Source organism: Roseateles sp. (genome assembly GCF_019237615.1).
Lineage (GTDB): Bacteria > Pseudomonadota > Gammaproteobacteria > Burkholderiales > Burkholderiaceae_C > Pelomonas.
The window spans coordinates 61,630-81,085 of sequence record NZ_JAFAGT010000060.1 but is presented as its reverse complement, the minus strand read 5'-3'; the positions used below and the strand labels follow the sequence as shown (position 1 = coordinate 81,085).

The following is a 19,456-nucleotide window of genomic DNA, read 5'->3' as shown; positions in this document are numbered from 1 at the left end:
ACGCCATGACCGCCGCTCCCGCCATGCGCGCCGCTGAACTGCGCGACCAGCTCAACCGCCACGCCCACCTCTACTACGTGCTCGACGCGCCGGAGCTGCCCGACGCCGAGTACGACAAGTTGTTCGCCGAGCTGCAGGCCATCGAGGCGGCCCACCCCGAGCTGCTGACGCCGGACTCGCCGACCCAGCGTGTCATCGGCGCCGTGCTGGCCGGGCTGACACCGGTGCGCCATGCGGTCCCCATGCTGTCGATCACGACCGAGACCGACACCACCGAGGGCGGCGCCATCGCCTTTGACGCCCGCGTGCGCCGCGAGCTGGGGCTGGCCGAGGCCGATCCGCCGGTGGAGTACGCCGCCGAGCTGAAGTTTGACGGCCTGGCCATGAACCTGCGCTTTGAAGCCGGCGTGCTGGTGCAGGCCGCGACGCGCGGCGACGGAGAGACCGGCGAGGACGTGACGCAGAACGTGCGCACCATCGGCCAGATCCCGCTGCGACTGCGCGGCGACGCCCCTGCGGTGCTGGAGGTGCGCGGCGAGGTCTACATGCGCCGCGACGACTTCGAGAAGCTCAACGAGCGCCAGCGGGAGCGTGGCGAGAAGACCTTCGTGAACCCCCGCAACACGGCGGCCGGCGCCATCCGCCAGCTGGACCCGGCGCTGGTGCGCCAGCGGCCGCTTTGCTTCTACGCCTACGGCCTGGGCGAGGTGCGGGGCTGGGAACTACCCGCCACGCATGCCGGCCTGCTGGACGCGCTGGCGGCCTTCGGCCTGCCGGTCGACGCCGACCGCGTTGTCGTGCAGGGGCCTGCCGGCCTGATCGAGTTCCATCGCGCGATGGCCGCCCGGCGCGACGCCTTGCCCTTCGACATCGACGGCGTCGTCTACAAGGTCAATTCGCGCGAGCTGCAGCTCAGGCTGGGCTTCAAGACCCGCGAGCCGCGCTGGGCCGTCGCGCACAAATACCCGGCCCAGGAGCAGGTGACGACGCTCGTGGCCATAGACGTCCAGGTGGGCCGCACCGGCAAGCTGACGCCGGTGGCGCGGCTGGAGCCGGTATTCGTCGGCGGCACGACGGTCAGCAATGCGACGCTGCACAACGTCTTCGAGATGCGCCGCAAGGGCGTGCGCGTGGGCGATCGCGTCATCATCCGCCGCGCCGGTGACGTCATCCCCGAGGTGGTGGGCCGCGTGCCGGGCGAGCGCCCGGCCTATGTGCCCAACTTCCACATGCCGCGCGAATGCCCCGTCTGCAGGAGCGAGGCCGTGCGCGAGAAGGGCGGCATCGAGTACCGTTGCACCGGCGGCGTGTTCTGCCCGGCGCAGCGCAAGCAGGCGCTGCTGCACTTCGCCGGCCGCCGCGCGATGGACATCGAGGGCCTGGGCGACAAGCTGGTCGAGCAGTTGGTCGACGCCGGCATCGTGCTGAGCCTGCCGGGCCTCTACAAGCTGGGCGTGGCCAAGCTCGCGGCGCTGGATCGCATGGCCGAGAAGAGCGCGACCAACATCATCGACGCGCTGGAGAGGAGCAAGACGCCCACGCTGGCGCGCTTCCTGTTCTCGCTGGGCATACGCCAGGTCGGCGAGACGACGGCCAAGGACCTGGCGCGCCACTTCGGCACGCTGGACAAGCTGATGAACGCCAGCGTCGAGCAACTGCTGGAGGTGCCCGACGTCGGGCCCATCGTCGCGGCCAGCATCCACACCTTCTTCGCGCAGCCGCACAACCGCGAGGTCGTCGATCAGTTGCTGGCCGCCGGCGTGAGCCCGAAGGAGAGCGAAGGCGAGGGCGACGACCGGCCGCGCCCGCTGCTGGGCAAGACGCTGGTGCTGACCGGCACGCTGCCCACGTTGTCCCGCGACGAGGCGCAGGCCCTGATCGAGGCGGCCGGCGGCAAGGTCAGCGGCTCGGTGTCCAAGAAGACCAGCTACGTCATTGCCGGCGAGGAGGCCGGCAGCAAGCTGGAGAAGGCGCGCACGCTGGGCGTCACGGTGCTGGACGAGGACGGGCTGCAGGCTTTGCTGGCAGGCTGAGCAGGGCGGTCCTGGCCCATTCCGGCACTGTCTCGAACAGGTGGTCGATGAAGGCGCGCGTCTTGGCCGGCATCAGCCGACGGCTGGCCGTCAGCAGGTGCACGGGCAGCGGTTCGTAGCGCCAGTCGGGCAGCACGGGCACCAGCGTACCGGCGGCGACGTCGGGCGCCACCATGCCGAAGGGGAAGCTGGCGATGCCGCCGCCGGCCCGGGCCAGCGACAGCACCAGCCCGATGGAGTTGGCCTCCAGCGGCCCGCGCGCCTCCACCTCGACGGTCTGCTGGCCGTTCTGCAGCTTGCGGTGCAGGCCCTTGCCCTGGCTCAGCACGACGAAATCATGCTCGGCCAGGTCGGCCGGCGTCTGCGGCGCGGGTCGGGCCTGCAAGTAGACGGGGCTGGCATAGAGGCCGCGCTCCAGCAGCATGTACTGGCGGGCGACGAGGTCGGGCTCGTCCACCGGGCCCATGCGCACGGCCAGGTCGTAGGGCTCGTTGAACAGGTCGACGCGGCGCGGCGTCGTGTCCACCTCCAGCGTCACCTTGGGATAGCGCCGCACGAAGCGCGCGAAGCTCTCGGCCAGCACCAGCATCGCGAACTCGGCCGGCACGGACACGCGCAACCGGCCCTGCGGCGTCGCCTCGCGCGAGGCCAGCCACTGGCGCGTCTCGGCGATGTCGTCGTCATGCCGGGCGGCGCGCTCGGCGAGCTGCTCGCCCAGCTCGGTCAGCGTCAGCCGGCTGGCGCCCGGCACGAACAGGCGCGCCCCCACCGAGGTCTCCAGCGCCGTCAGGCGCCGGCTCAGCGTGGCCTTGGGGCAGTCCAGCAGGCGGGCCGCGGCGGACAGGGAGCCGGCGCGGTGGACCTGGGCCAGCAGCAGCAGGTCGTCGACCTTCATGTCGTGTTTTCTCGTTTCGTTTTTGGAACAGTGCATTTGAGTTTTGCATCTATTCGCCGGAAATGGAACTCTCTACAGTCGCGGCCAGCATGTCAACTGGCCCTCTTCTTCTCCAACCCCAGAAGCACCGCATCGGCAGCGGCTTCCAGGCCGAGGGCTGGCGCGAGCCGCTGGAGCTGCTGGACCCCTTCATCACGGTCGACCATTTCCGCATGAGCGAGGCGGTGTTCGCGCCGCACCCGCATGCGGGCTTCTCGGCCGTGACCTACCTGTTCGACGACTCGGCCACCGGCCTCGTCAGCCGTGATTCACTGGGCGGCGAGCACGAGATCCCGCCCGGCGGCCTGCATTGGACGCTGGCCGGCCGTGGCCTGATGCACGACGAGTTCCCCATCGAGACCGGCCGCGAGGCCCATGGCCTGCAGGTCTTCGTCAACCTCCCGGCCACGCAGAAGCTGCGCGAACCCGGCGTCATGCGCCTGGACGCGGCGCAGATGCCGCGCCACGCGGGCGAGGGCTGGCGCACCGTGCAGGTGTTTGGCGGGTCCGAGCTGGCGCTGCCGTGGCCCACGGCGCTGTCCATCGTCGACATCGAGGCCGGCGCCGCCTACGAGCCCACGCTGGCGGACGGCGAGCAGGGCTTCGCGATCGTCATCCACGGCCGCGGGCAGGCCGCCGGGCTGTCGATGTCCGCCGGCCAGGCGCTGTCGATGTCCGGGCCGCCCCCCGTTCGCATCCAGGCCGACGAGGCCTTGCGCCTGGCCTGCTTCAGCGGCCGCCCGCTGCGCGAGCCGCTGGTGCGCCACGGCCCCTTTGCCATGAGCGACGAGGGACAGGTCGTTGCCGCGCTGCAGCGCTTCCAGACCGGCGGCATGGGCCGTCTCTGCGCGCTCTCCACCCCCAGAACAACCCCGAACGCTTGAAAGACAGGAACTCGAAATGACCGCAGCCCAGGACAACGCCGCCGTGCCCAAGCCCGCCGAGAACGGCAAGAAGAACGGCCCGCCGCTGCCGCTGCTGATCATCGGCGCGGCGCTGCTGGTGGGCGGCATCTCGCTGGGCGGGCGCATGTGGTGGCGCAGCCAGCACCTGGTGGAGACCGACAACGCCTTCGTCGCCGGTCGCATCCACCCGGTCGCCACACGCGTGGCCGGCGTCGTCACCGAGATGCACATGCAGGACAACGCCGTCGTCAAGACCGGCGATCTGCTGCTGCGCCTGGACCCCGCCGACGCGTCCGTGCAGGTCGAGCGCCTGAAGGCCCAGATCGCCCAGGCCGACGCCGCCATCGCGACCAGCAGCGCGCAGATTGCCCAGGCGAGGGCGCAGGCGGCCGTCACCGCTTCCCAGGTGGCCCAGGCCGAGGCCGTGCTGTCCCGCACCGAGCTGGACGCCAAGCGCAGCCAGGCCTTGTTCGGCGCCGAGCTGCGCGCCACCAGCAAGCAGGAACTGGACGCGGCGCTGGCCGCCCGCGACGTGGCGCGCGCCGACCTGGCTGCCCGCAAGGCCGGCGCCAACGCCGCCAAGGAGGCCGTCGCCGCCGCCGAGAGCGCCCGCCAGTCCGCCAACGCCCAGAAGAGCGCCACGCTGGCCCAGCTCAAGGATGCGCAGAACCAGCTCGGCTACGTCGAGCTGCGGGCATCGAGCGACGGCCGCATCGGCAAGCGCACCGTGGAGGTGGGCCAGCGCGTGCAGCCGGGCCAGCAGCTCGCCGCCATCGTCGAGCCCGAGACCTGGATCGTCGCCAACTTCAAGGAGACGCAGCTCGCCCGCATGAAGCCGGGCCAGAAGGCGCATGTGAAGTTCGACGCCTTCCCGGACCGGGATCTGCTCGCCCATGTCGACAGCTTCTCACCGGCCTCGGGCGCCAGCTTCGCGCTGCTGCCGCCGGACAACGCGACCGGCAACTTCACCAAGATCGTGCAGCGCGTGCCGGTCAAGCTGGTCTTCGAGCCGGCGAGCCTGAAGGCGCTGGGCGAGGCTGCATCGCGCATCGTGCCGGGCCTGTCGGTCCAGGTGGAAGTCGAGATCGCCGGCTGAGTCCGCCATGGGCAACGAGAACTATCTGCCCCCGCCGCCCGACCAGAAGGTCAGCGGCCGCACCTGGCTGGCCGTGCTGGCCAGCCTGCTGGGCGCCTTCATGGCGGTGCTGGACATTGCCATCACCAACGCCTCGCTGCGGGACATCCTCGGCGCGCTGTCGGCCACGCAGGAGGAGGGCTCCTGGATCTCCAGCGCCTACCTCGTCGCCGAGATCGTCGTCATCCCGCTGGCCGGCTTCCTGGCCATGGTGTTCTCCACGCGCCGCTACCTGGTCGTCAACGTCGCGCTGTTCCTGATCTTCAGCACGTTGTGTGGCATGGCCTGGAGCCTGGAGAGCATGATCGCCTTCCGCGCGGCCCAGGGCTTCACCGGCGGCGTCATGATCCCTATGGCGATGACGCTGGTCACGCGCAAGCTGCCGCTGAAGAAGCGCCCCATCGGCCTGGCCCTGTTCGGCATGACCGCCACGCTGGCGCCCACGTTGGGCCCGACGGTGGGTGGCTACCTGACCGAGCTCTACGGCTGGCCCAGCATCTTCTACATCAACTGGATCCCCGGCGTGCTGCTGATGCTGGGCGTCAGCGCCGGCCTGGACAAGGAGCCCATGCAGCTCAAGCTGCTGCGCGACGTCGACTGGTGGGGCATCCTCTTCATGGCCGTGGGCCTGGGCTCTCTCACTGCGATGCTGGAGGAGGGCAATGCCAAGGACTGGTTCCAGAGCCCCTTCATCATCACGGCCGCCGTGCTTGCGGTGGCAGGCATCTACGGCTGGGCCTGGCGCGGCCTGACGCGCAGGAACACCTTCATCGACCTGCACATCCTCGGCCGCCCCAGTTTCCTGATCGCCGGCGTCATCGCGTTCACGACCGGCATGGGCCTCTACGGCTCGGCCTTCATTCTGCCGCTGTACCTGGGCCAGATCGCGAACTACACGCCCATGCAGATCGGCCTGGTCATCATGTGGATGGGCCTGCCGCAACTTTTCATCATGCCCTTCGCGGCCAAGCTGTCCACCAAGCTGGACAACCGCGTGATGATGAGCCTGGGCCTGACGCTGTTCGCCACGTCCTGCTTCATGAACACTCACATGAGCGCCGACACGGCAGGCCCCGAGCTGCTGGCCGCGCAGATCGTGCGCGCGCTGGGCCAGCCGCTCATCATGATCACGCTGACCAACTTCGCAGTGAACGGCATCCCGCCCCAGCTGCTGCCCAGCGCCTCGGGCATGTTCAACATGATGCGCAACCTCGGCGGCTCGGTCGGCATCGCGGTGCTGGCCACGCTGCTGACCAACCGCGAGCACCTGCACAGCGCCCGGGTCGGCGAGGCCGTCAGCCTATACGACCCGGCCACCCAGGCGCGGCTGGACGCACTGACGGCGAACTTCGCATCCAAGGGCTTCGACGCCACGGCGGCGCAGGACATGGCCCTCAAGGCGCTGGACAGCGTCGTGCGCCGCGACAGCTACGTGATGGCCTACAACGATGCCTTCCTGATCCTGGGGCTGGCGCTGTTCGCCTGCGTGGCCATCGTCTGGCTCAGCAAAAAGGTCCTCGGCGGCGCCGCGAGCGCGGAAGCCGCCCACTGATTCGGGAGATCGACATGATCCAACTCAAGACCGTCCTCACCCTTGTCGCCGCGGCAGCGCTCGCCGCCTGCACGACGCTGGGCCCCAACTACCAGGCGCCGGCCGCCAACGCGCCCACCGCCTACCGTGCCGCCGCTCCCGCGGCAGGTGCCGAGCTGCAGCGCGACTGGTGGCTGATGTTCGGCGATGCCCAGCTCGACGCGCTCGAGGCCCAGGCGCTGCAGGCCAGCCCCACGCTGGCCGCCGCCGCGGCGCGCGTCGCCCGCGCCCGCGCCGTCTACGGCGCGACCCGGGCCGACGAGCTGCCGCGCCTGGACATCGGCGCCAACGAGACCGGCCTGCGCACCTCGGCCAAGTCCGTCACGACACCCGTGCTGGGAGGGCAGGCCATCACCTTCGAGGGCTGGCAGGGCACCGTGCAGGCCAGCCTGGCCTGGGAGATCGACCTGTGGGGCCGCGTGAAGCGTCAGGCCGAGGCTGCCCAGGCCCAGCTCGACGGCGCCACGTTGGACGCCGCTGCGGCCCGCGTCGCGCTGACCGCCGACGTCGCCGCAGCCTACTGGCAGTGGCGCGCGCTGGCCGACGAGGCCACGGCGCTGCAGCGCCTGCGCGACAGCCGCGCCAAGGCCTTCCAGGTCGCGCAGACCCGCTTCGACGCCGGCGCCTCCACGACGCAGGACCTGGAGCGCGTGCGCGCCGAGCTGGCGTCCGCCGATGCCGACGTCGCCGACCTGCCGCGCCGCCAGGCCCTGGTGCTGAACCAGATCGCCGCGCTGACCGGCCAGGCCGCCGCCGAGCTGAAGTTGCAGGCCCGGCCGCTGGCGACGCCGCCGCAGATCCGCGCCGGCCTGCCGTCCGAGCTGCTGCAGCGCCGCCCCGACCTGGCCCAGAGCCTGGCGCAGCTGCACGCCGCGACGGCCCAGGTCGGCATCGCCGAGGCAGCCTTCTACCCCTCCATCCGGCTGACCGGCAGCTTCGGCTACCAGAGCAAGGACCTGAGCGACCTGATCTCGGCGCCGGCGCGCCTTTACAACTTCGGCCCCAGCATCTCGCTGCCCATTTTCGAGGGCGGCAGGAACAAGGCCAACCTGGCCGGCGCCAAGGCCCAGGTCGACGAATCCCTCGCATCCTTCCGTGGCCGCATGCTGCAGGCGTTGCGCGAGGTGGACGATGCGCTCGCCGAACTGCAGGGCCGCGCGACGGTGGTGGACGCCCAGAACCTCACGCTGGCCTCCAGCAGCCAGGCGCTGGCCGTGGCCAGGAGCCGCTACGACAAGGGCGCCGTCAGCTACCTCGACGTGACCGAGGCCGAGCGCACGCCGCTGGCGACCGAGCGCGCGCTGGCCCAGTTGCGTGGTGCGCAATGGGCGGCGACGGCCCAGCTCGTGAAAGCGTTGGGCGGCGGCTGGAGCGACGGCAAGGCAGCAGCCAGCGGCGGTTGAACGCGCCGTTATGCTGCGGTCCAGGAGGATCCATGGGCCGCATCACCAGACGCCAGACCCTGCTGGCTACCGGCGCCCTTGCCATTGCCGCGAGCACTCGAGCCAGGGCGGCCGAGCCCTCGCTGCAGGCGCTGTTGGAGGCCCGATTGAAGGGTGGCGGCGTGGCGCTGGCCGCCGGCCGGCTGGCGGGCGGCCAGGCCGAGTTCGGTGGCGCCGCCGTGAGCGGTGCAAGGCCGGATGCCGACAGCGTCTTCGAGATTGGCTCCATCACCAAGACCTTCACCGCGCTGCTGCTGGCCGATGCCGTCGTGCGCGGCGAGATCAAGCTCGACGATCCCGTCGAGGCCGCGCTGCCCGACGGCCTGCGGCTGCGCGACAGCCAGGGACAGCCGCTGCGCTGGGTGGACCTGGCCACGCAGCGCTCCGGCCTGCCGCGCCTGGCCGCCAATATGGCGCCTGCCAACCCCGCCGACCCCTATGCAGACTACGACTGGCCGGCGCTGCGCCTGTTCCTGCAGGGCTGGCGGCCCAAAGTCGCCCGCGACAGCCGCTTCGAGTACTCCAACCTCGGCTTCGGCCTGCTGGGCCATGCGCTCGCGCTGCGCGAGGACACGGACTACGCGACGCTGCTGGCGCGCCGCGTGCTGCAGCCACTGGGCCTGACGGGGCAGGTCGGCTTTGCTCTGCCCGACCTGCTGCCGGGCCATGACGGCAAGGGCCGGCCCGTGCCGGCCTGGCATTTCCGGAGCGTCACGGCCGGTGCCGGCGCGCTGCACGGCACGGCGCGCGGACTGCTGCGCTACGCCGACGCGGCTCTGGGCGGCTATGAACACCCGCTGCGCGAAGCCTTCGCGCTGTGCCTGCAGCGCCGCGCGGCGACCATCGCACCGACCAACCCCATCGGCCTGGCCTGGCTGCTGGCCCCGCTGAACGACCGCACGGTGTTCACGCACGACGGCGCCACCTTCGGTTTTGCCAGTTCGCTGTGGCTGGACCCCGAGCGCCGTCGCGCCAGCGTCGTCCTGGCCAACGCCCAGGTGGCCGTGGACGACCTGGCGCTGCGTGTGCTGGGCGACGCGTCGGTGCGCGACGTGGCCGCCATCGCCGCGACGCATGAGCAACTGCAGCCGCTGGAAGGCGTCTACGCGCTGAACCCGCAGTTCAAGCTGAGCGTGCGCGCCGACGGCACCCAGCTGCTTGCCCGCGCCACCGGCCAGGGCGAATTCGAACTCTTCGCCAAGTCGCCGCGCCGCTTCTTCGCCAAGATCACGCCGCTGGAGATCCAGTTCGACGACGACACCAAGGCCTTGACGCTGTTCCAGGGCGGTGCAACGCTGCGCTTCGTGAGGGAGTGAGGCGGCATGCGCATGGGGGGCGTGCTGCGCCACGACTACGCAGCGAGTGGGCGAGGGCTCCGTTGGCTGGCGAGGCGGGATCTCGTTTGAACCCGTGCCGTTTCCGGAACCTGACGTCCGCCGCCCCCTGGCGTTCGGCTTGGCAGGGCCGGGTCAGCCATGCCGCCGCTGGCGGCTGAGCGCGCGAGGAGGCGCATACTCGGAGCCATGGCAATCCTCCATGCGCTCCCGGGCCAGGCCGTCGACGTGCGGCCGCTGGGCGCAGGCCTCGCTCAGGAGAAGACCAGCGCGCTCTTCAAGTCGGAGGACCTGGAGGTCATGCGCCTGGTGCTGCCGGCGGGCAAGTCCCTGCCGCCGCACAGCGTGCCCGGCGAGATCACGCTGCAGTGCATCGAAGGGGCCTTGCTGATCACGGCCGAGGGGCGGTCGCATGCACTGGGCGCCGGGCAGCTGCTCTACCTCGCTGGCGGTGTGATGCATGGCGTCACGGCCGTCGAGGACGCCTCGGCCCTCGTGACCATCGCGCTGCGCCGCTAGGGGCTGATTCAGCGAGCCAGCGCCAGGATGGCCTCCGCCATCCGTGCCGCCGCCCCGCGATGGGCGGAAGAGAAGGCAAGGGCATTGCGGCTCATCGATTCAAGCGCGGGCAGGTCCGCGCACAAGGCCTGGCCCCGCGATACGGCGTCGGTCAGCGTCGCGCAGCGCTGCGCCGCTCCGGCCGCCAGCGCCAACTCCGTCGCCTCGGCGAAGTTGAAGGTGTGCGGCCCTGCCAGCACCGGACAGCCGCAGGCCGCGGCCTCGATGAGGTTCTGGCCGCCCAGCGGCTCGAAGCTGCCGCCCAGCAGGGCCACGTCGGCCAGGCCGTAGTACAGCGGCATCTCGCGCATGGAGTCGCCCAGCCAGACATCGGCCGTGAAAGCCTCCAGCGGCGGCGCATCGCCCCAGTGGCTGCGGCGCGCGAGCGTCAGACCGGCGGCTTGGACCAGGCCGGCCACCTCGTCGAAGCGCTGCGGATGGCGTGGCACGATGGCCAGCAGCGGGCGAGGGGCAGCTTGCTTCACCCATTCGTCCAGCAGCGCCTTCTCCTCACCTTCGCGGCTGACGGCCAGCATCAGCACGGGCCGCCCGGCCTGCGCCGCCCAGGCCTGGCCGCACGCGATCAGCGCCGCGTCCACGGCGATGTCGTACTTCAGGTTGCCGGCCACCTCGACCCGGGCCGTGCCCATCGCGCGTATGCGTTCGGCATCCGCCTCGGTCTGGGCCAGGGCCAGCGTCATGCGGGCCGCGGCCGGCCGCATCAGCGCCGCCAGGCGCCGGCCCTGGCGCAGGCTCTTCTCGGACAGCCTGGCATTGGCCAGCACCATCTTCACGCCGGCACGCTGGGCCTCGCGCTGCAGCATGGGCCAGACCTCGGTCTCCATCAGCACGCCCATGCACGGCTGCCAGTGGCGCAGGAAGCGCCGCACCGCTCCCGGCGTGTCGTAGGGCAGCCAGGCGAGGGCGTCGCCATCGCGCAGCAGCACCTGCGCGGCCTCTCGACCGGTAGCGGTCGACTGGGTGAGCAGGATGCGCAAGGCGGGGTCGCGTGCGCGCAGCGCATCGATGAGCGCGCCGGCCGCGCGGGTTTCGCCCAGCGAGACGGCATGGATCCACAGCCGGCCGCTCGCATCGCGGCGGCCGCCGTAAAAGCCCAGCCGTTCACCCAGCGCCTGCCGGTAGAGCGGCTCGCTGGCGCCGCGCCGCCACAGGCGCAGCAGGTAGAGCGGGGTCAGCAGCCGCAGCAGGGCGGCATAGACCCACAACGCCATCAGTGCCCCGCGGCGAATGTGGCGTCGGGCTTCACGCGCCTGAGCTGGGCCAGCACGTCGTGCTGGATGCGCTCCAGCGCTTCGGGCGTGTGACCCTCGAAGCGCAGCACCAGCACGGGCGTCGTGTTGGACGGGCGGATCAGGCCGAAGCCGTCCGGGAACTCGATGCGCAGGCCGTCGATGGTGACCAACTCGGTGGCGCCGGGGAAGTCGGCCAGCGTGACCAGTTCCTTGAGCTTCTTGACGACCTCGTGGTGCTCGCCCTCGGCGCAGGGCACGTTGATCTCGGGCGTGTTGAAGCTGTTGGGCAGGTTCTTCAGCGTGGCGCTGGGGTCGGCGTCTCGGCTCAGGATCTCGAGCATGCGGCCGGCCGTGTACATCGCATCGTCGAAGCCGTACCAGCGCTCGTTGAAGAAGATGTGGCCCGACAGCTCGCCGGCCATGGGCGCGCCCGTCTCCTTCAGCTTGGCCTTGGCCAGCGAATGGCCGGTCAGCCACATCAGCGGCTTGCCGCCATGCTCGCGGATCCACGGCGCCAGGCGCTGCGTGCACTTGACGTCGAAGATGATCTCGGCGCCCTTGTTGCGCTTCAGGATGTCGGCGGCCAGCAGCATGATCTGGCGGTCCGGCATGATCATCTCGCCGTCCTTGGTGACGATGCCCAGGCGGTCGCCGTCGCCGTCGAAGGCCAGGCCCAGTTCGGCGTCGCAGGCATGGACGATGCGCTTGAGGTCTTCCAGGTTCTCGGGGCGCGAGGGGTCCGGGTGGTGGTTGGGGAAGTCGCCGTCCACCTTGGAATAGATGTCGATGACCTCGCAGCCCAGCGCGCGCAGGATGGCCGGGGCCGAGGCGCCGGGGATGCCATTGCCGCTGTCGACGACGATCTTCATCGGGCGGGCCAGCTTGCAGTCCTTGACGATGCGGGCCGTGTACTCGGCCACCACGTCCATCCGGCCGACGCGGCCCTTGCCGGTGGCGTAGTCCTCGGCCTCGATGCGGCGCTTGAGGTCCTGGATCTGCTCACCGTAGACGGCGGCGCCCTTGAGGACCATCTTGAAGCCGTTGTAGTCCTTGGGGTTGTGGCTGCCGGTGACCTGGATGCCGGACGTGCAGCCATGCTTGCCGCGCGTGGCGGCCACGTAATACAGCATGGGCGTCGTCACGGCGCCGATGTCGACGACGTCCAGACCCGTCGACTGCAGGCCGCGGATCAGCGCGGCGACGAGGCCGGGGCCGGACAGGCGGCCATCGCGGCCCACGGCCACGGCCTTCTCGCCCAGGGCCTTGGCCTCGGTGCCGAAGGCACGACCCAGGTGCTCGGCGAGCTCCTCGTTCAAGGTCTGGCCGACGACGCCACGGATGTCATAGGCCTTGAAGATGGATGCGTGAACCTGCATGGATGCCTCGGGTATCGGGTTTGAAAAGCGCGGCGGATTGTAGGCAGGGGCCGCCTCGCCATTCATCGCCCCGTCTGTCGAATCGTCGCCAGCCCCGGTTCGGGGGCTGGCCGGCTTCCTACACTGCTGACCATGACGTTCATCGAGGAATTCACCCAGGCACTGCGCCACCAGCGTACGCTGATGAAGAAACGCCCGGGCCGGCGGCGCATCCGCGCGCTGATCTACCTGGGGTGGTTCGTCGGCTTCGGGCTGCTCTTCGCCACGGTCAATGGCGTGCACGGCGGACGGCTGGGGTCCGTCGTCTGGTGGCGCAACGACTTGCCGGGCAACATGCTGATCAGCCTGTGCGTGACGCTGTGCTTCTTCATCGGCTTCCGCGGCTTCGAGCGGCTGGCGCCGCAGCGTTGGCTGGACACCATCACGGGCTGGCGCGATTGGCGCTCCGGCCTGTTCTTCTCGACGCTGTCCATCGCCTGCTCGCTGACGGGCCTCGTCATCGGATTTGCCGTCGTGGCCCGAATCTGGAGCCGCCAGGACATGCTCGGCAAGCTGCTGGCCAAGCCCGGCTTCTGGGCCGAGTTCCTGCTGATCTCCATCGTCGTCACCTTCATCATCGGCCTGCGCTACCGCGCGCGCTGGAAGCAGGAGGCCATGCAGGCCCGCATCACCGAGGCTCAGCTCAAGCTGCTGCAAGGCCAGATCGAACCGCATTTCCTCTTCAACACGCTGGCCAATGTCCAGAGCCTCATCGACTTCGACCCCCAGCGGGCCAAGCAGATGCTGGAGCGGTTCACCGACTATCTGCGCGCCAGCCTGGGCCAATTGCGCGGCGAGTCGACGACTCTGGCCCAGGAGTTCGCGATGCTGGAGGCTTATCTCGCGCTGATGCAATTGCGCATGGGCGAGCGGCTCAAGGTAGAGCTGACGCTGCCGGCCGAACTGGGCGGCATCGAGTTGCCGCCGCTGCTGGCCCAGCCCCTGGTCGAGAACGCCATCCACCATGGCCTTGAGCCGCAGATTGCCGGTGGCACGGTGAGCGTCAGCGCCCGGCGCGATGGCCACCGGCTTCACATCGAGGTGACGGATGACGGCCAGGGGCTGGACGGCCCCAAGTTCAGAGGCCAGCGCCGCAGCGGCAATGGCATGGCCCTCGGCAACATCCGCGCCCGGCTCGAGGCCCGCTTCGGCCCGGGCGCCAGCCTTGAACTGCTGCCGCGCGAAGGTGGCGGCACGCGCGCCTGTCTCCAGATTCCCCTGCCCCACGACACCCCATGACCACTGCCCTGATCGCCGACGACGAACCTCATCTCGTCCAGTACCTGAAGGCCCAGCTCGAACAGGCCTGGCCGGAGCTGAAGATCGTCAAGACCGCCGCCAACGGCGTCGAGGCCGCCGCGGCCATCGCCGAACTGGAGCCCGACCTGGCCTTCCTGGGCATCCAGATGCCCGGCCTCACCGGCCTGGAAGTGGCCCAGGGCATCGAGGGCTCGACGCGCGTCGTCTTCGTGACGGCCTATGACCAGTACGCCGTCGACGCCTTCGAGGCCCGCGCCGTCGACTACCTGCTCAAGCCGCTGAAGGCCGAGCGCCTGGTCGCCTGCGTGACGCGGCTGCGCGAAGCCGCGCCCGCGGACGACACTGCGCTGGCCGAGACGCTGAAGCGGCTGCTGCCCGCCGCCGGCGCCGCGGCGCCGGCCCGGCTGCGCTATGTGCGGGCTGCCCAGGGCGAGCTGGTGCACCAGATCCCCGTCGGCGACGTGCTCTTCTTCCATGCCGACGACAAGTACACCGTCGTGCAGACTGCGACGGCGGAGCACCTCATCCGCACGCCCATCTTCGAGCTGGCCGGCCAGCTCGACCCCGATCAGTTCTGGCAGGTGCACCGCTCCACCATCATCAACCTCGACCACCTGGCCGGCACGCGCCGCGACGACGCGAGCCGGCTGTTCGTCCGCGTCCGCGGCCACGAGCGGGAATTGCCCGTCAGCCGCGCCTACGTCCACCTCTTCAAGGCCATGTAGGAGCGTGCCGCTATCGACGCGTCTCCTTTGCGGCATCGTCAAGCGAGATGCTCAGTTGGGGAAGGCTGGGCGCAGGCCGAGAGCGTAGGCGCGTGAGCCAGGGGCGCCTGTATTTATGCTGGCTTTAGGCTGTCTGGACAGCATTTAAGCGCCGGCCGATCATTCGGTCATGTCAGCAACAAACGAACCCAGGCCTGTCGGGCGACCAACGTTCCGTATCGACCCGGACCGGCTGCGCGGTATCCGCGAGGAAAAATCGTTCTCCCAAGCCCACCTCATCGCGCTGGCGCACGAGCACCGGGGTAGCCAGGCCAACGAAGCTTCGGTCAAGCACTACCAGCGCATCGAGCGCACGGGAAAGACCAGTCAAGCGATGGCAAGCGCCCTTGCTGCGGTGCTCGGAACGACCGTCGCAGTTCTGCAGGGCGAGGCGCCTGAGGACGAGGGTGCGCTGTTCATCGACCGACTGGAGCAGCACATTGCTGAGCAGCTTGCGGGCAACGCCAACCCGGCGCTGGCCGCCGAAGTGGCTCGATACGGCGGCGCAGAGTCGCGCGACGTGGCCATCGACTTGGCTCATCAGATCGAGTCGGCTCGGTTCGATGGCCGCACTGACGAACTGATGGCACTCGCCCAACTGGTCGGCTGGTCAGTGGAAGAGGTGAGCAAGCCGGTCACGCATCGCGGGCACTGGCTAATCAGTTCCAGCCGCTGCACATCGACTGCAGAGGTCGTGTTCGGCACAGACGAGGTCGGTTGGCGTGTCGCCCGGTTCGCCGAGAAGCATGCCCGCTTCCATCAGAGCGACGGCAGCGTCACGCTGCGCGAGGCGCTGCCGAAGCTGTTTGTGGAGATCCAGCATCCCTATCTCGCCGCCATCCGACTGAATATGAGCCTCATGCGGTGCGTCCCCTCGTCGACGGGGCTTCACTGGGTCAATCCGAGTTGGCGTGACAGGTTCTTCTTGAACGACTCGCTGCGGGGATGGGCGTATCGCACCTTCAACTTCGTGACCGACTTCGATGGTCTGCGCCGCCCGACGGACGTCCGTCGGCTCCGCCTGGTGGTCGAGGAGCTCGGGCAGGACAAGGCCTGGAGGCATCTGTCCCTTGTCGACGGTGACCTTGCTGACCTGCATGAGCGCACGTTTCAGGGTTTTCAGGCCGAAGGCTCGTCCCATGACCTCGTGCTCAATTGGCTCATCGCGGACGCCGCAAGCGAGCTCAAGCCGCTCTTTGATGAGTGGCCGGTGGGCTGCTGGGAGTTTCATGCGTACGAGCGTTGCATCTGTCTGCACCTCAATGTGCCCTTGCGCATCTCGCAGGCCCGTGGGCAGGACTTCCAGTGGGGGCAGAAATATCGCGTCGACTTGGTTGAGGAGATGCCGGATGGGGCACTCCAGCCAGCACCTTGGCGCGAGGCCTCCGTCGCCGCTGCACGCGATGAGCTGAAGCGCCGCCTGACCACCGCTCCCGGTTAGCCGGCCGCAGCGACTTCCCAACGAATTTCTCGAGTTCCTCCGGGGGGCCCCGGCTGGGGGAGCTCATCCTTGAATACTGGGGCCGGAGATTGAAGATGAAGCTGAAGCTCGAAAACGCCCCAAGCAAGAACCACAACATGCCCTCTGGTGGAAAGCGAGGCAATAACCCGCCGAAGAGGTAGTCGCGGCTCAAGACAGGGCTGGATGGCGGCCCTGTCGGCCTCGCGCCGCCTGTTTCATCTGCCCCTTCGAGAGCTTCAACGGTTGAGAGCTGGTGCCTCGCTGGCATCGCATTGCATCGACGCGACTCCACCGCCCGCAGCCCTCTGTCCCTCCCTAAGAGCCCCAACGGTTTTGCTTCTCCGTACCATTTCGGTCATGGCCGTTCGTTCAAACATTGCCGCTCCAGGGGCATGTCCGAAAACTGCCAGGATCTGGCAGGGACGAGCCCTAGACTGGTTGCATGGCGTCCGAGATCCTGCCCCCCGACGCGGCCTACGCCGCCCTGCAAGCGCGTGACGCGCGCTTCGACGGGCGGCTCTACGTGGGCGTCACGTCCACCGGCATCTACTGCCGCCCTGTCTGCCGCGTGCGCCTGCCGCGGCGCGAGAACTGCCGCTTCTTCTCGACGGCTGCCCAGGCCGAGGCCGCCGCCTTCCGCCCCTGCATGAAATGCCGCCCCGAGCTGGCACCGCGCCCCCTGCCGTGGACGACGATGGACGCCTCGCGCACGCTGGCGGCCCAGGCGGCCGCCTGGCTGGATGCCTGCGACGACGCCGAGGCCAGCGTCGAACAGCTTGCCGCCTACCTGGGCATCACGAGCCGCCACCTGCGCCGCATCTTCCAGGCCGAGCATGGCGTCTCGCCGCTGCAATACCTGCAGACGCGCCGCCTCCTGCTTGCCAAGGCCTTGCTGACGGACAGCACGTTGCCCGTCCAGGAGGTCGCCTATGCGGCCGGCTTTGCCAGCCTGCGCCGCTTCAACGCCGCCTTCGTCGAGCACTACCGGCTGCAGCCCACGGCCCTTCGCCGTGTCGGGCGCGAGGGCGGCGGGGCAGGGCCGTCCAACCCGGTTTCAAGGCTGCGGCTGGGTTATCGCGAGCCCTACGACGTGGCCGGCGTGCTGGCCTTCCTGGCGCCGCGCGCCGTTGCCGGCGTCGAGGCCGTGGACGGGCATGGCGTCACCCGCACGCTGGCCCTGACCCACGCCGGCCGCCGCCACGCCGGCTGGCTGCGCGTGAGCTTCGACAAGTCCGGCGAGGTCGGCGTGGAGCTGTCGCCCACGCTGTGGCCGGCCGCCGGCTCGCTGCTGCCGCTCCTGCGCCGTTGGCTGGACCTGGATGCCGACCCGCAGGCCATCGCCGCCGCGCTGGGCGAGGGCGCCGTGCCGGGCCAGCGCCTGCCGGGTTGCGTGGACCGGTTCGAGCTGGCCGTGCGGGCAGTGCTGGGCCAGCAGGTCACCGTAGCCGCCGCGCGGACGCTGGCGGGCCGCTTCGCCGAACGCTTCGGCGAGCCCCTGGCCGACGCTCCTGATGGCTGCAGCCGGCTCTTCCCCGCCCCCGAACGCATCGCCGCCGCGACGCGCGACGACATCGCGTCGCTAGGCATCATCGGCCGCCGCGCCGACAGCCTCATCGCGCTGGCCAGTGCTTGGCCCACGCTGGCCTTTGCGCGCCGCGAGGGCACGCCCGAGGCCGCGGCCGAGGCCTTGACGGCCATTCCCGGCGTCGGCCCCTGGACGGCCGGCTACATGCTGATGCGCGGCTGGAGCTGGCCCGACAGCTTCCCGCCCGGCGACGTCGTGCTGCGCAAGGCGCTCAGCGGCGACGGGCCACCGGTGTCGGCCAAGGCCTATCTCGCCGCCGCCGAGCACTGGCGCCCTTTCCGCAGCTACGCCGTCCTGCATCTCTGGAGACATTCATGAACACCCAGCATCACATCCTGCAGCGCCGCATCGCGACGCCACTGGGCGCGCTGACGGCGGCGCGAAGCGCCGCCGGCCTGTCGGGCCTCTGGTTCGACGGCCAGAAGCACCACCCCGGCGCGCTGGACGTGCCCGAGGACGACGGTAGCGACGCCGTGCTGGCGGCGGCCGAGGCGGCGCTCCGGGCCTACTTCGGTGGCAGGCCGTTCACGATGCCGCCGCTGGACCCGGCCGGCACGGCCTTCCAGCGCGAGGTCTGGCAGGCCCTGCTCGCCATCGCGCCGGGCGCGTCCGACACCTATGGCCGGCTGGCCCGGCGCCTGGGCCGCGTGCAGGCTGCGCGCGCGCTGGGCGCGGCCGTGGGCCGCAACCCCATCTCCATCCTCATCCCCTGCCACCGTGTCGTCGGTGCCGATGGCTCGCTGACCGGCTATGCCGGCGGCCTGGAACGCAAGCAGGCCTTGCTGAAGCTGGAGAGCGTCGCAGCATGAAGACTTTCGACATCGGCGAACTGGTCCTGCTCGCGGCGCTCTGGGGCGCGTCCTTCCTGTTCATGCGCCTCGGCGCCCACGAGTTCGGTCCCATCGCGCTGGCCGCCGTGCGCGTGGGCCTGGCCAGCGTCATGCTGATCCCGCTGCTGGCATCGCGGGGGCAGATGGCCGCGCTGCGCACGCATTGGAAGGGGCTGCTGTTGGTCGGCGCGTTGAACAGTGCCATCCCCTTCGCGCTGTTCTCGTTCGCGGCGCTGTCCATCACGGCGGGGCTGTCCAGCATCGTCAACGCGACGACGCCCTTGTGGACGGCCATCGTCGCGTTCGTCTGGCTGCGCCAGGGGCTGACGCCGCTGCGCGTGCTGGGCCTGGTCATTGGCTTTGCCGGCGTTGCCTTCCTGGCCTGGGACAAGGCCAGCTTCAAGGCCGGCGCGGACCACAGCGGCCTGTTCGCCGTGGGGGCCTGCGCGATGGCCACGCTCTGCTACGGCCTGGCCGCAAACGCAACCAGGCGCTACCTCGCCGGCGTATCGCCGCTGGCTGTGGCCACCGGCAGCCAGTTCGCCGCGGCGCTGCTGCTGGCGCTGCCGGCCGCCTGGCTGTGGCCCGCCGCCATGCCCGGCGGCGTGGCCTGGGGCGCCGCGCTGGCGCTGGCGGCGCTGTGCACGGCGCTGGCCTACATCCTCTACTTCCGGCTGATGAGCCGCGTGGGGCCGACCAATGCGGTCTCCGTCACCTTCCTGATCCCGCTCTTCGCCATCCTGTGGGGCGCGGTCTTCCTGGGCGAGGCCGTCACGGCGCAGATGGTGGCAGGCGGCGCCGTCGTGCTGGTGGGCATCGCGCTGGCGCTGGGGCTGGCGGGCCCCAAGGCACGTTGAGGGGATCCCCGGGATTTCCCGGGAGCCGCCCTGACGGCGCAGCGACTGTCACAAACAGTGGTAGGGTGCGTTCCATAAGAATTGGTAGCGCTACCTTT

At 70.1% G+C, this 19,456-nt stretch carries 16 protein-coding genes; 13 read left to right on the top strand and 3 right to left on the bottom strand.

The window, feature by feature from the left end:
- Window positions 1-5: 5 nt before the first annotated feature.
- Entirely contained in the window at window positions 6-2,033 is a 2,028-nt protein-coding gene (gene ligA / locus JOY88_RS11985; RefSeq protein ID WP_293502672.1) for an NAD-dependent DNA ligase LigA, read from the top strand.
- On the opposite strand, the gene JOY88_RS11980 is transcribed toward ligA, so the two are convergent.
- Entirely contained in the window at window positions 1,987-2,928 is a 942-nt protein-coding gene (locus tag JOY88_RS11980; RefSeq protein WP_293502670.1) for a LysR family transcriptional regulator, read from the bottom strand. The genes ligA and JOY88_RS11980 overlap by 47 nt on opposite strands.
- An 89-nt stretch (window positions 2,929-3,017) precedes the next feature.
- Between JOY88_RS11980 and JOY88_RS11975 the strand changes: the two genes are divergently transcribed.
- The 6 genes from JOY88_RS11975 to JOY88_RS11950 all read left to right on the top strand — a co-directional run bounded on the left by JOY88_RS11975 (window position 3,018) and on the right by JOY88_RS11950 (window position 9,893).
- Window positions 3,018-3,851: a pirin family protein gene (locus JOY88_RS11975; RefSeq protein WP_293502668.1), complete on the top strand. Its 834-nt coding sequence runs from the start codon at window positions 3,018-3,020 to the stop codon at window positions 3,849-3,851.
- Between the two features lie 16 nt (window positions 3,852-3,867).
- Window positions 3,868-4,968, top strand: coding sequence for an HlyD family secretion protein (locus JOY88_RS11970; protein WP_293502666.1), 1,101 nt, complete (start codon window positions 3,868-3,870; stop codon window positions 4,966-4,968).
- A 7-nt stretch (window positions 4,969-4,975) separates the two neighbouring features.
- Window positions 4,976-6,559: a DHA2 family efflux MFS transporter permease subunit gene (locus tag JOY88_RS11965; protein ID WP_293502664.1), complete on the top strand. Its 1,584-nt coding sequence runs from the start codon at window positions 4,976-4,978 to the stop codon at window positions 6,557-6,559.
- 14 nt (window positions 6,560-6,573) lie between these two features.
- Window positions 6,574-8,001 carry an efflux transporter outer membrane subunit gene (locus JOY88_RS11960; RefSeq protein ID WP_293502662.1) on the top strand — a complete coding sequence of 476 codons (1,428 nt, stop codon included), beginning with the start codon at window positions 6,574-6,576 and terminating at the stop codon, window positions 7,999-8,001.
- Between the two features lie 32 nt (window positions 8,002-8,033).
- Window positions 8,034-9,356, top strand: a complete 1,323-nt coding sequence (locus JOY88_RS11955; RefSeq protein ID WP_293502660.1) for a serine hydrolase domain-containing protein — start codon at window positions 8,034-8,036, stop codon at window positions 9,354-9,356.
- Window positions 9,357-9,563: 207 nt separating this feature from the next.
- Window positions 9,564-9,893, top strand: coding sequence for a cupin domain-containing protein (locus JOY88_RS11950; protein ID WP_293502658.1), 330 nt, complete (start codon window positions 9,564-9,566; stop codon window positions 9,891-9,893).
- Window positions 9,894-9,901: 8 nt separating this feature from the next.
- Here the strand turns inward: JOY88_RS11950 and JOY88_RS11945 are convergent, their stop codons facing one another.
- Both JOY88_RS11945 and JOY88_RS11940 read right to left on the bottom strand, forming a co-directional pair.
- Window positions 9,902-11,164 (bottom strand): 3-deoxy-D-manno-octulosonic acid transferase, encoded by a 1,263-nt coding sequence (locus tag JOY88_RS11945; RefSeq protein ID WP_293502656.1) that lies wholly within the window; start codon window positions 11,162-11,164, stop codon window positions 9,902-9,904.
- The gene (locus tag JOY88_RS11940) at window positions 11,164-12,561 is read right to left on the bottom strand and encodes a phosphomannomutase/phosphoglucomutase (RefSeq protein WP_293502654.1); all 1,398 of its coding nucleotides are present in this window, start codon (window positions 12,559-12,561) and stop codon (window positions 11,164-11,166) included. The genes JOY88_RS11945 and JOY88_RS11940 overlap by 1 nt, the downstream gene beginning before the upstream one ends.
- 132 nt (window positions 12,562-12,693) lie before the next feature.
- Between JOY88_RS11940 and JOY88_RS11935 the strand changes: the two genes are divergently transcribed.
- From JOY88_RS11935 to JOY88_RS11910, 6 genes are all read left to right on the top strand, one after another.
- Window positions 12,694-13,839 (top strand): sensor histidine kinase, encoded by a 1,146-nt coding sequence (locus tag JOY88_RS11935; RefSeq protein ID WP_293502652.1) that lies wholly within the window; start codon window positions 12,694-12,696, stop codon window positions 13,837-13,839.
- On the top strand, window positions 13,836-14,585 hold the full coding sequence (locus JOY88_RS11930; protein ID WP_293502650.1) for a LytR/AlgR family response regulator transcription factor: 750 nt from the start codon (window positions 13,836-13,838) through the stop codon (window positions 14,583-14,585). The genes JOY88_RS11935 and JOY88_RS11930 overlap by 4 nt, the downstream gene beginning before the upstream one ends.
- Before the next feature lie 169 nt (window positions 14,586-14,754).
- Window positions 14,755-16,065: a hypothetical protein gene (locus JOY88_RS11925; RefSeq protein WP_293502648.1), complete on the top strand. Its 1,311-nt coding sequence runs from the start codon at window positions 14,755-14,757 to the stop codon at window positions 16,063-16,065.
- A gap of 463 nt (window positions 16,066-16,528) precedes the next feature.
- Window positions 16,529-17,989, top strand: a complete 1,461-nt coding sequence (locus JOY88_RS11920) for an Ada metal-binding domain-containing protein (RefSeq protein ID WP_293502646.1) — start codon at window positions 16,529-16,531, stop codon at window positions 17,987-17,989.
- Entirely contained in the window at window positions 17,986-18,480 is a 495-nt protein-coding gene (locus JOY88_RS11915) for a methylated-DNA--[protein]-cysteine S-methyltransferase (protein ID WP_293502645.1), read from the top strand. The genes JOY88_RS11920 and JOY88_RS11915 overlap by 4 nt, the downstream gene beginning before the upstream one ends.
- On the top strand, window positions 18,477-19,358 hold the full coding sequence (locus tag JOY88_RS11910; protein WP_293502643.1) for a DMT family transporter: 882 nt from the start codon (window positions 18,477-18,479) through the stop codon (window positions 19,356-19,358). The genes JOY88_RS11915 and JOY88_RS11910 overlap by 4 nt, the downstream gene beginning before the upstream one ends.
- The last annotated feature ends 98 nt before the right edge of the window (window positions 19,359-19,456 follow it).

What these genes read in the sequence shown, in the direction of transcription:
- JOY88_RS11975 (WP_293502668.1), top strand. Translation starts at nt 3,018, where the DNA reads ATGTCAACTGGCCCTCTTCTTCTCCAACCCCAGAAGCACCGCATCGGC.
- JOY88_RS11965 (WP_293502664.1), top strand. Translation starts at nt 4,976, where the DNA reads ATGGGCAACGAGAACTATCTGCCCCCGCCGCCCGACCAGAAGGTCAGC.
- JOY88_RS11980 (WP_293502670.1), bottom strand. Translation starts at nt 2,928, where the DNA reads ATGAAGGTCGACGACCTGCTGCTGCTGGCCCAGGTCCACCGCGCCGGC.
- JOY88_RS11940 (WP_293502654.1), bottom strand. Translation starts at nt 12,561, where the DNA reads ATGCAGGTTCACGCATCCATCTTCAAGGCCTATGACATCCGTGGCGTC.
- JOY88_RS11960 (WP_293502662.1), top strand. Translation starts at nt 6,574, where the DNA reads ATGATCCAACTCAAGACCGTCCTCACCCTTGTCGCCGCGGCAGCGCTC.
- JOY88_RS11935 (WP_293502652.1), top strand. Translation starts at nt 12,694, where the DNA reads ATGACGTTCATCGAGGAATTCACCCAGGCACTGCGCCACCAGCGTACG.
- JOY88_RS11925 (WP_293502648.1), top strand. Translation starts at nt 14,755, where the DNA reads ATGTCAGCAACAAACGAACCCAGGCCTGTCGGGCGACCAACGTTCCGT.
- JOY88_RS11945 (WP_293502656.1), bottom strand. Translation starts at nt 11,164, where the DNA reads ATGGCGTTGTGGGTCTATGCCGCCCTGCTGCGGCTGCTGACCCCGCTC.
- JOY88_RS11915 (WP_293502645.1), top strand. Translation starts at nt 17,986, where the DNA reads ATGAACACCCAGCATCACATCCTGCAGCGCCGCATCGCGACGCCACTG.
- JOY88_RS11920 (WP_293502646.1), top strand. Translation starts at nt 16,529, where the DNA reads ATGGCGTCCGAGATCCTGCCCCCCGACGCGGCCTACGCCGCCCTGCAA.
- JOY88_RS11970 (WP_293502666.1), top strand. Translation starts at nt 3,868, where the DNA reads ATGACCGCAGCCCAGGACAACGCCGCCGTGCCCAAGCCCGCCGAGAAC.
- JOY88_RS11955 (WP_293502660.1), top strand. Translation starts at nt 8,034, where the DNA reads ATGGGCCGCATCACCAGACGCCAGACCCTGCTGGCTACCGGCGCCCTT.
- JOY88_RS11910 (WP_293502643.1), top strand. Translation starts at nt 18,477, where the DNA reads ATGAAGACTTTCGACATCGGCGAACTGGTCCTGCTCGCGGCGCTCTGG.
- ligA (WP_293502672.1), top strand. Translation starts at nt 6, where the DNA reads ATGACCGCCGCTCCCGCCATGCGCGCCGCTGAACTGCGCGACCAGCTC.
- JOY88_RS11930 (WP_293502650.1), top strand. Translation starts at nt 13,836, where the DNA reads ATGACCACTGCCCTGATCGCCGACGACGAACCTCATCTCGTCCAGTAC.
- JOY88_RS11950 (WP_293502658.1), top strand. Translation starts at nt 9,564, where the DNA reads ATGGCAATCCTCCATGCGCTCCCGGGCCAGGCCGTCGACGTGCGGCCG.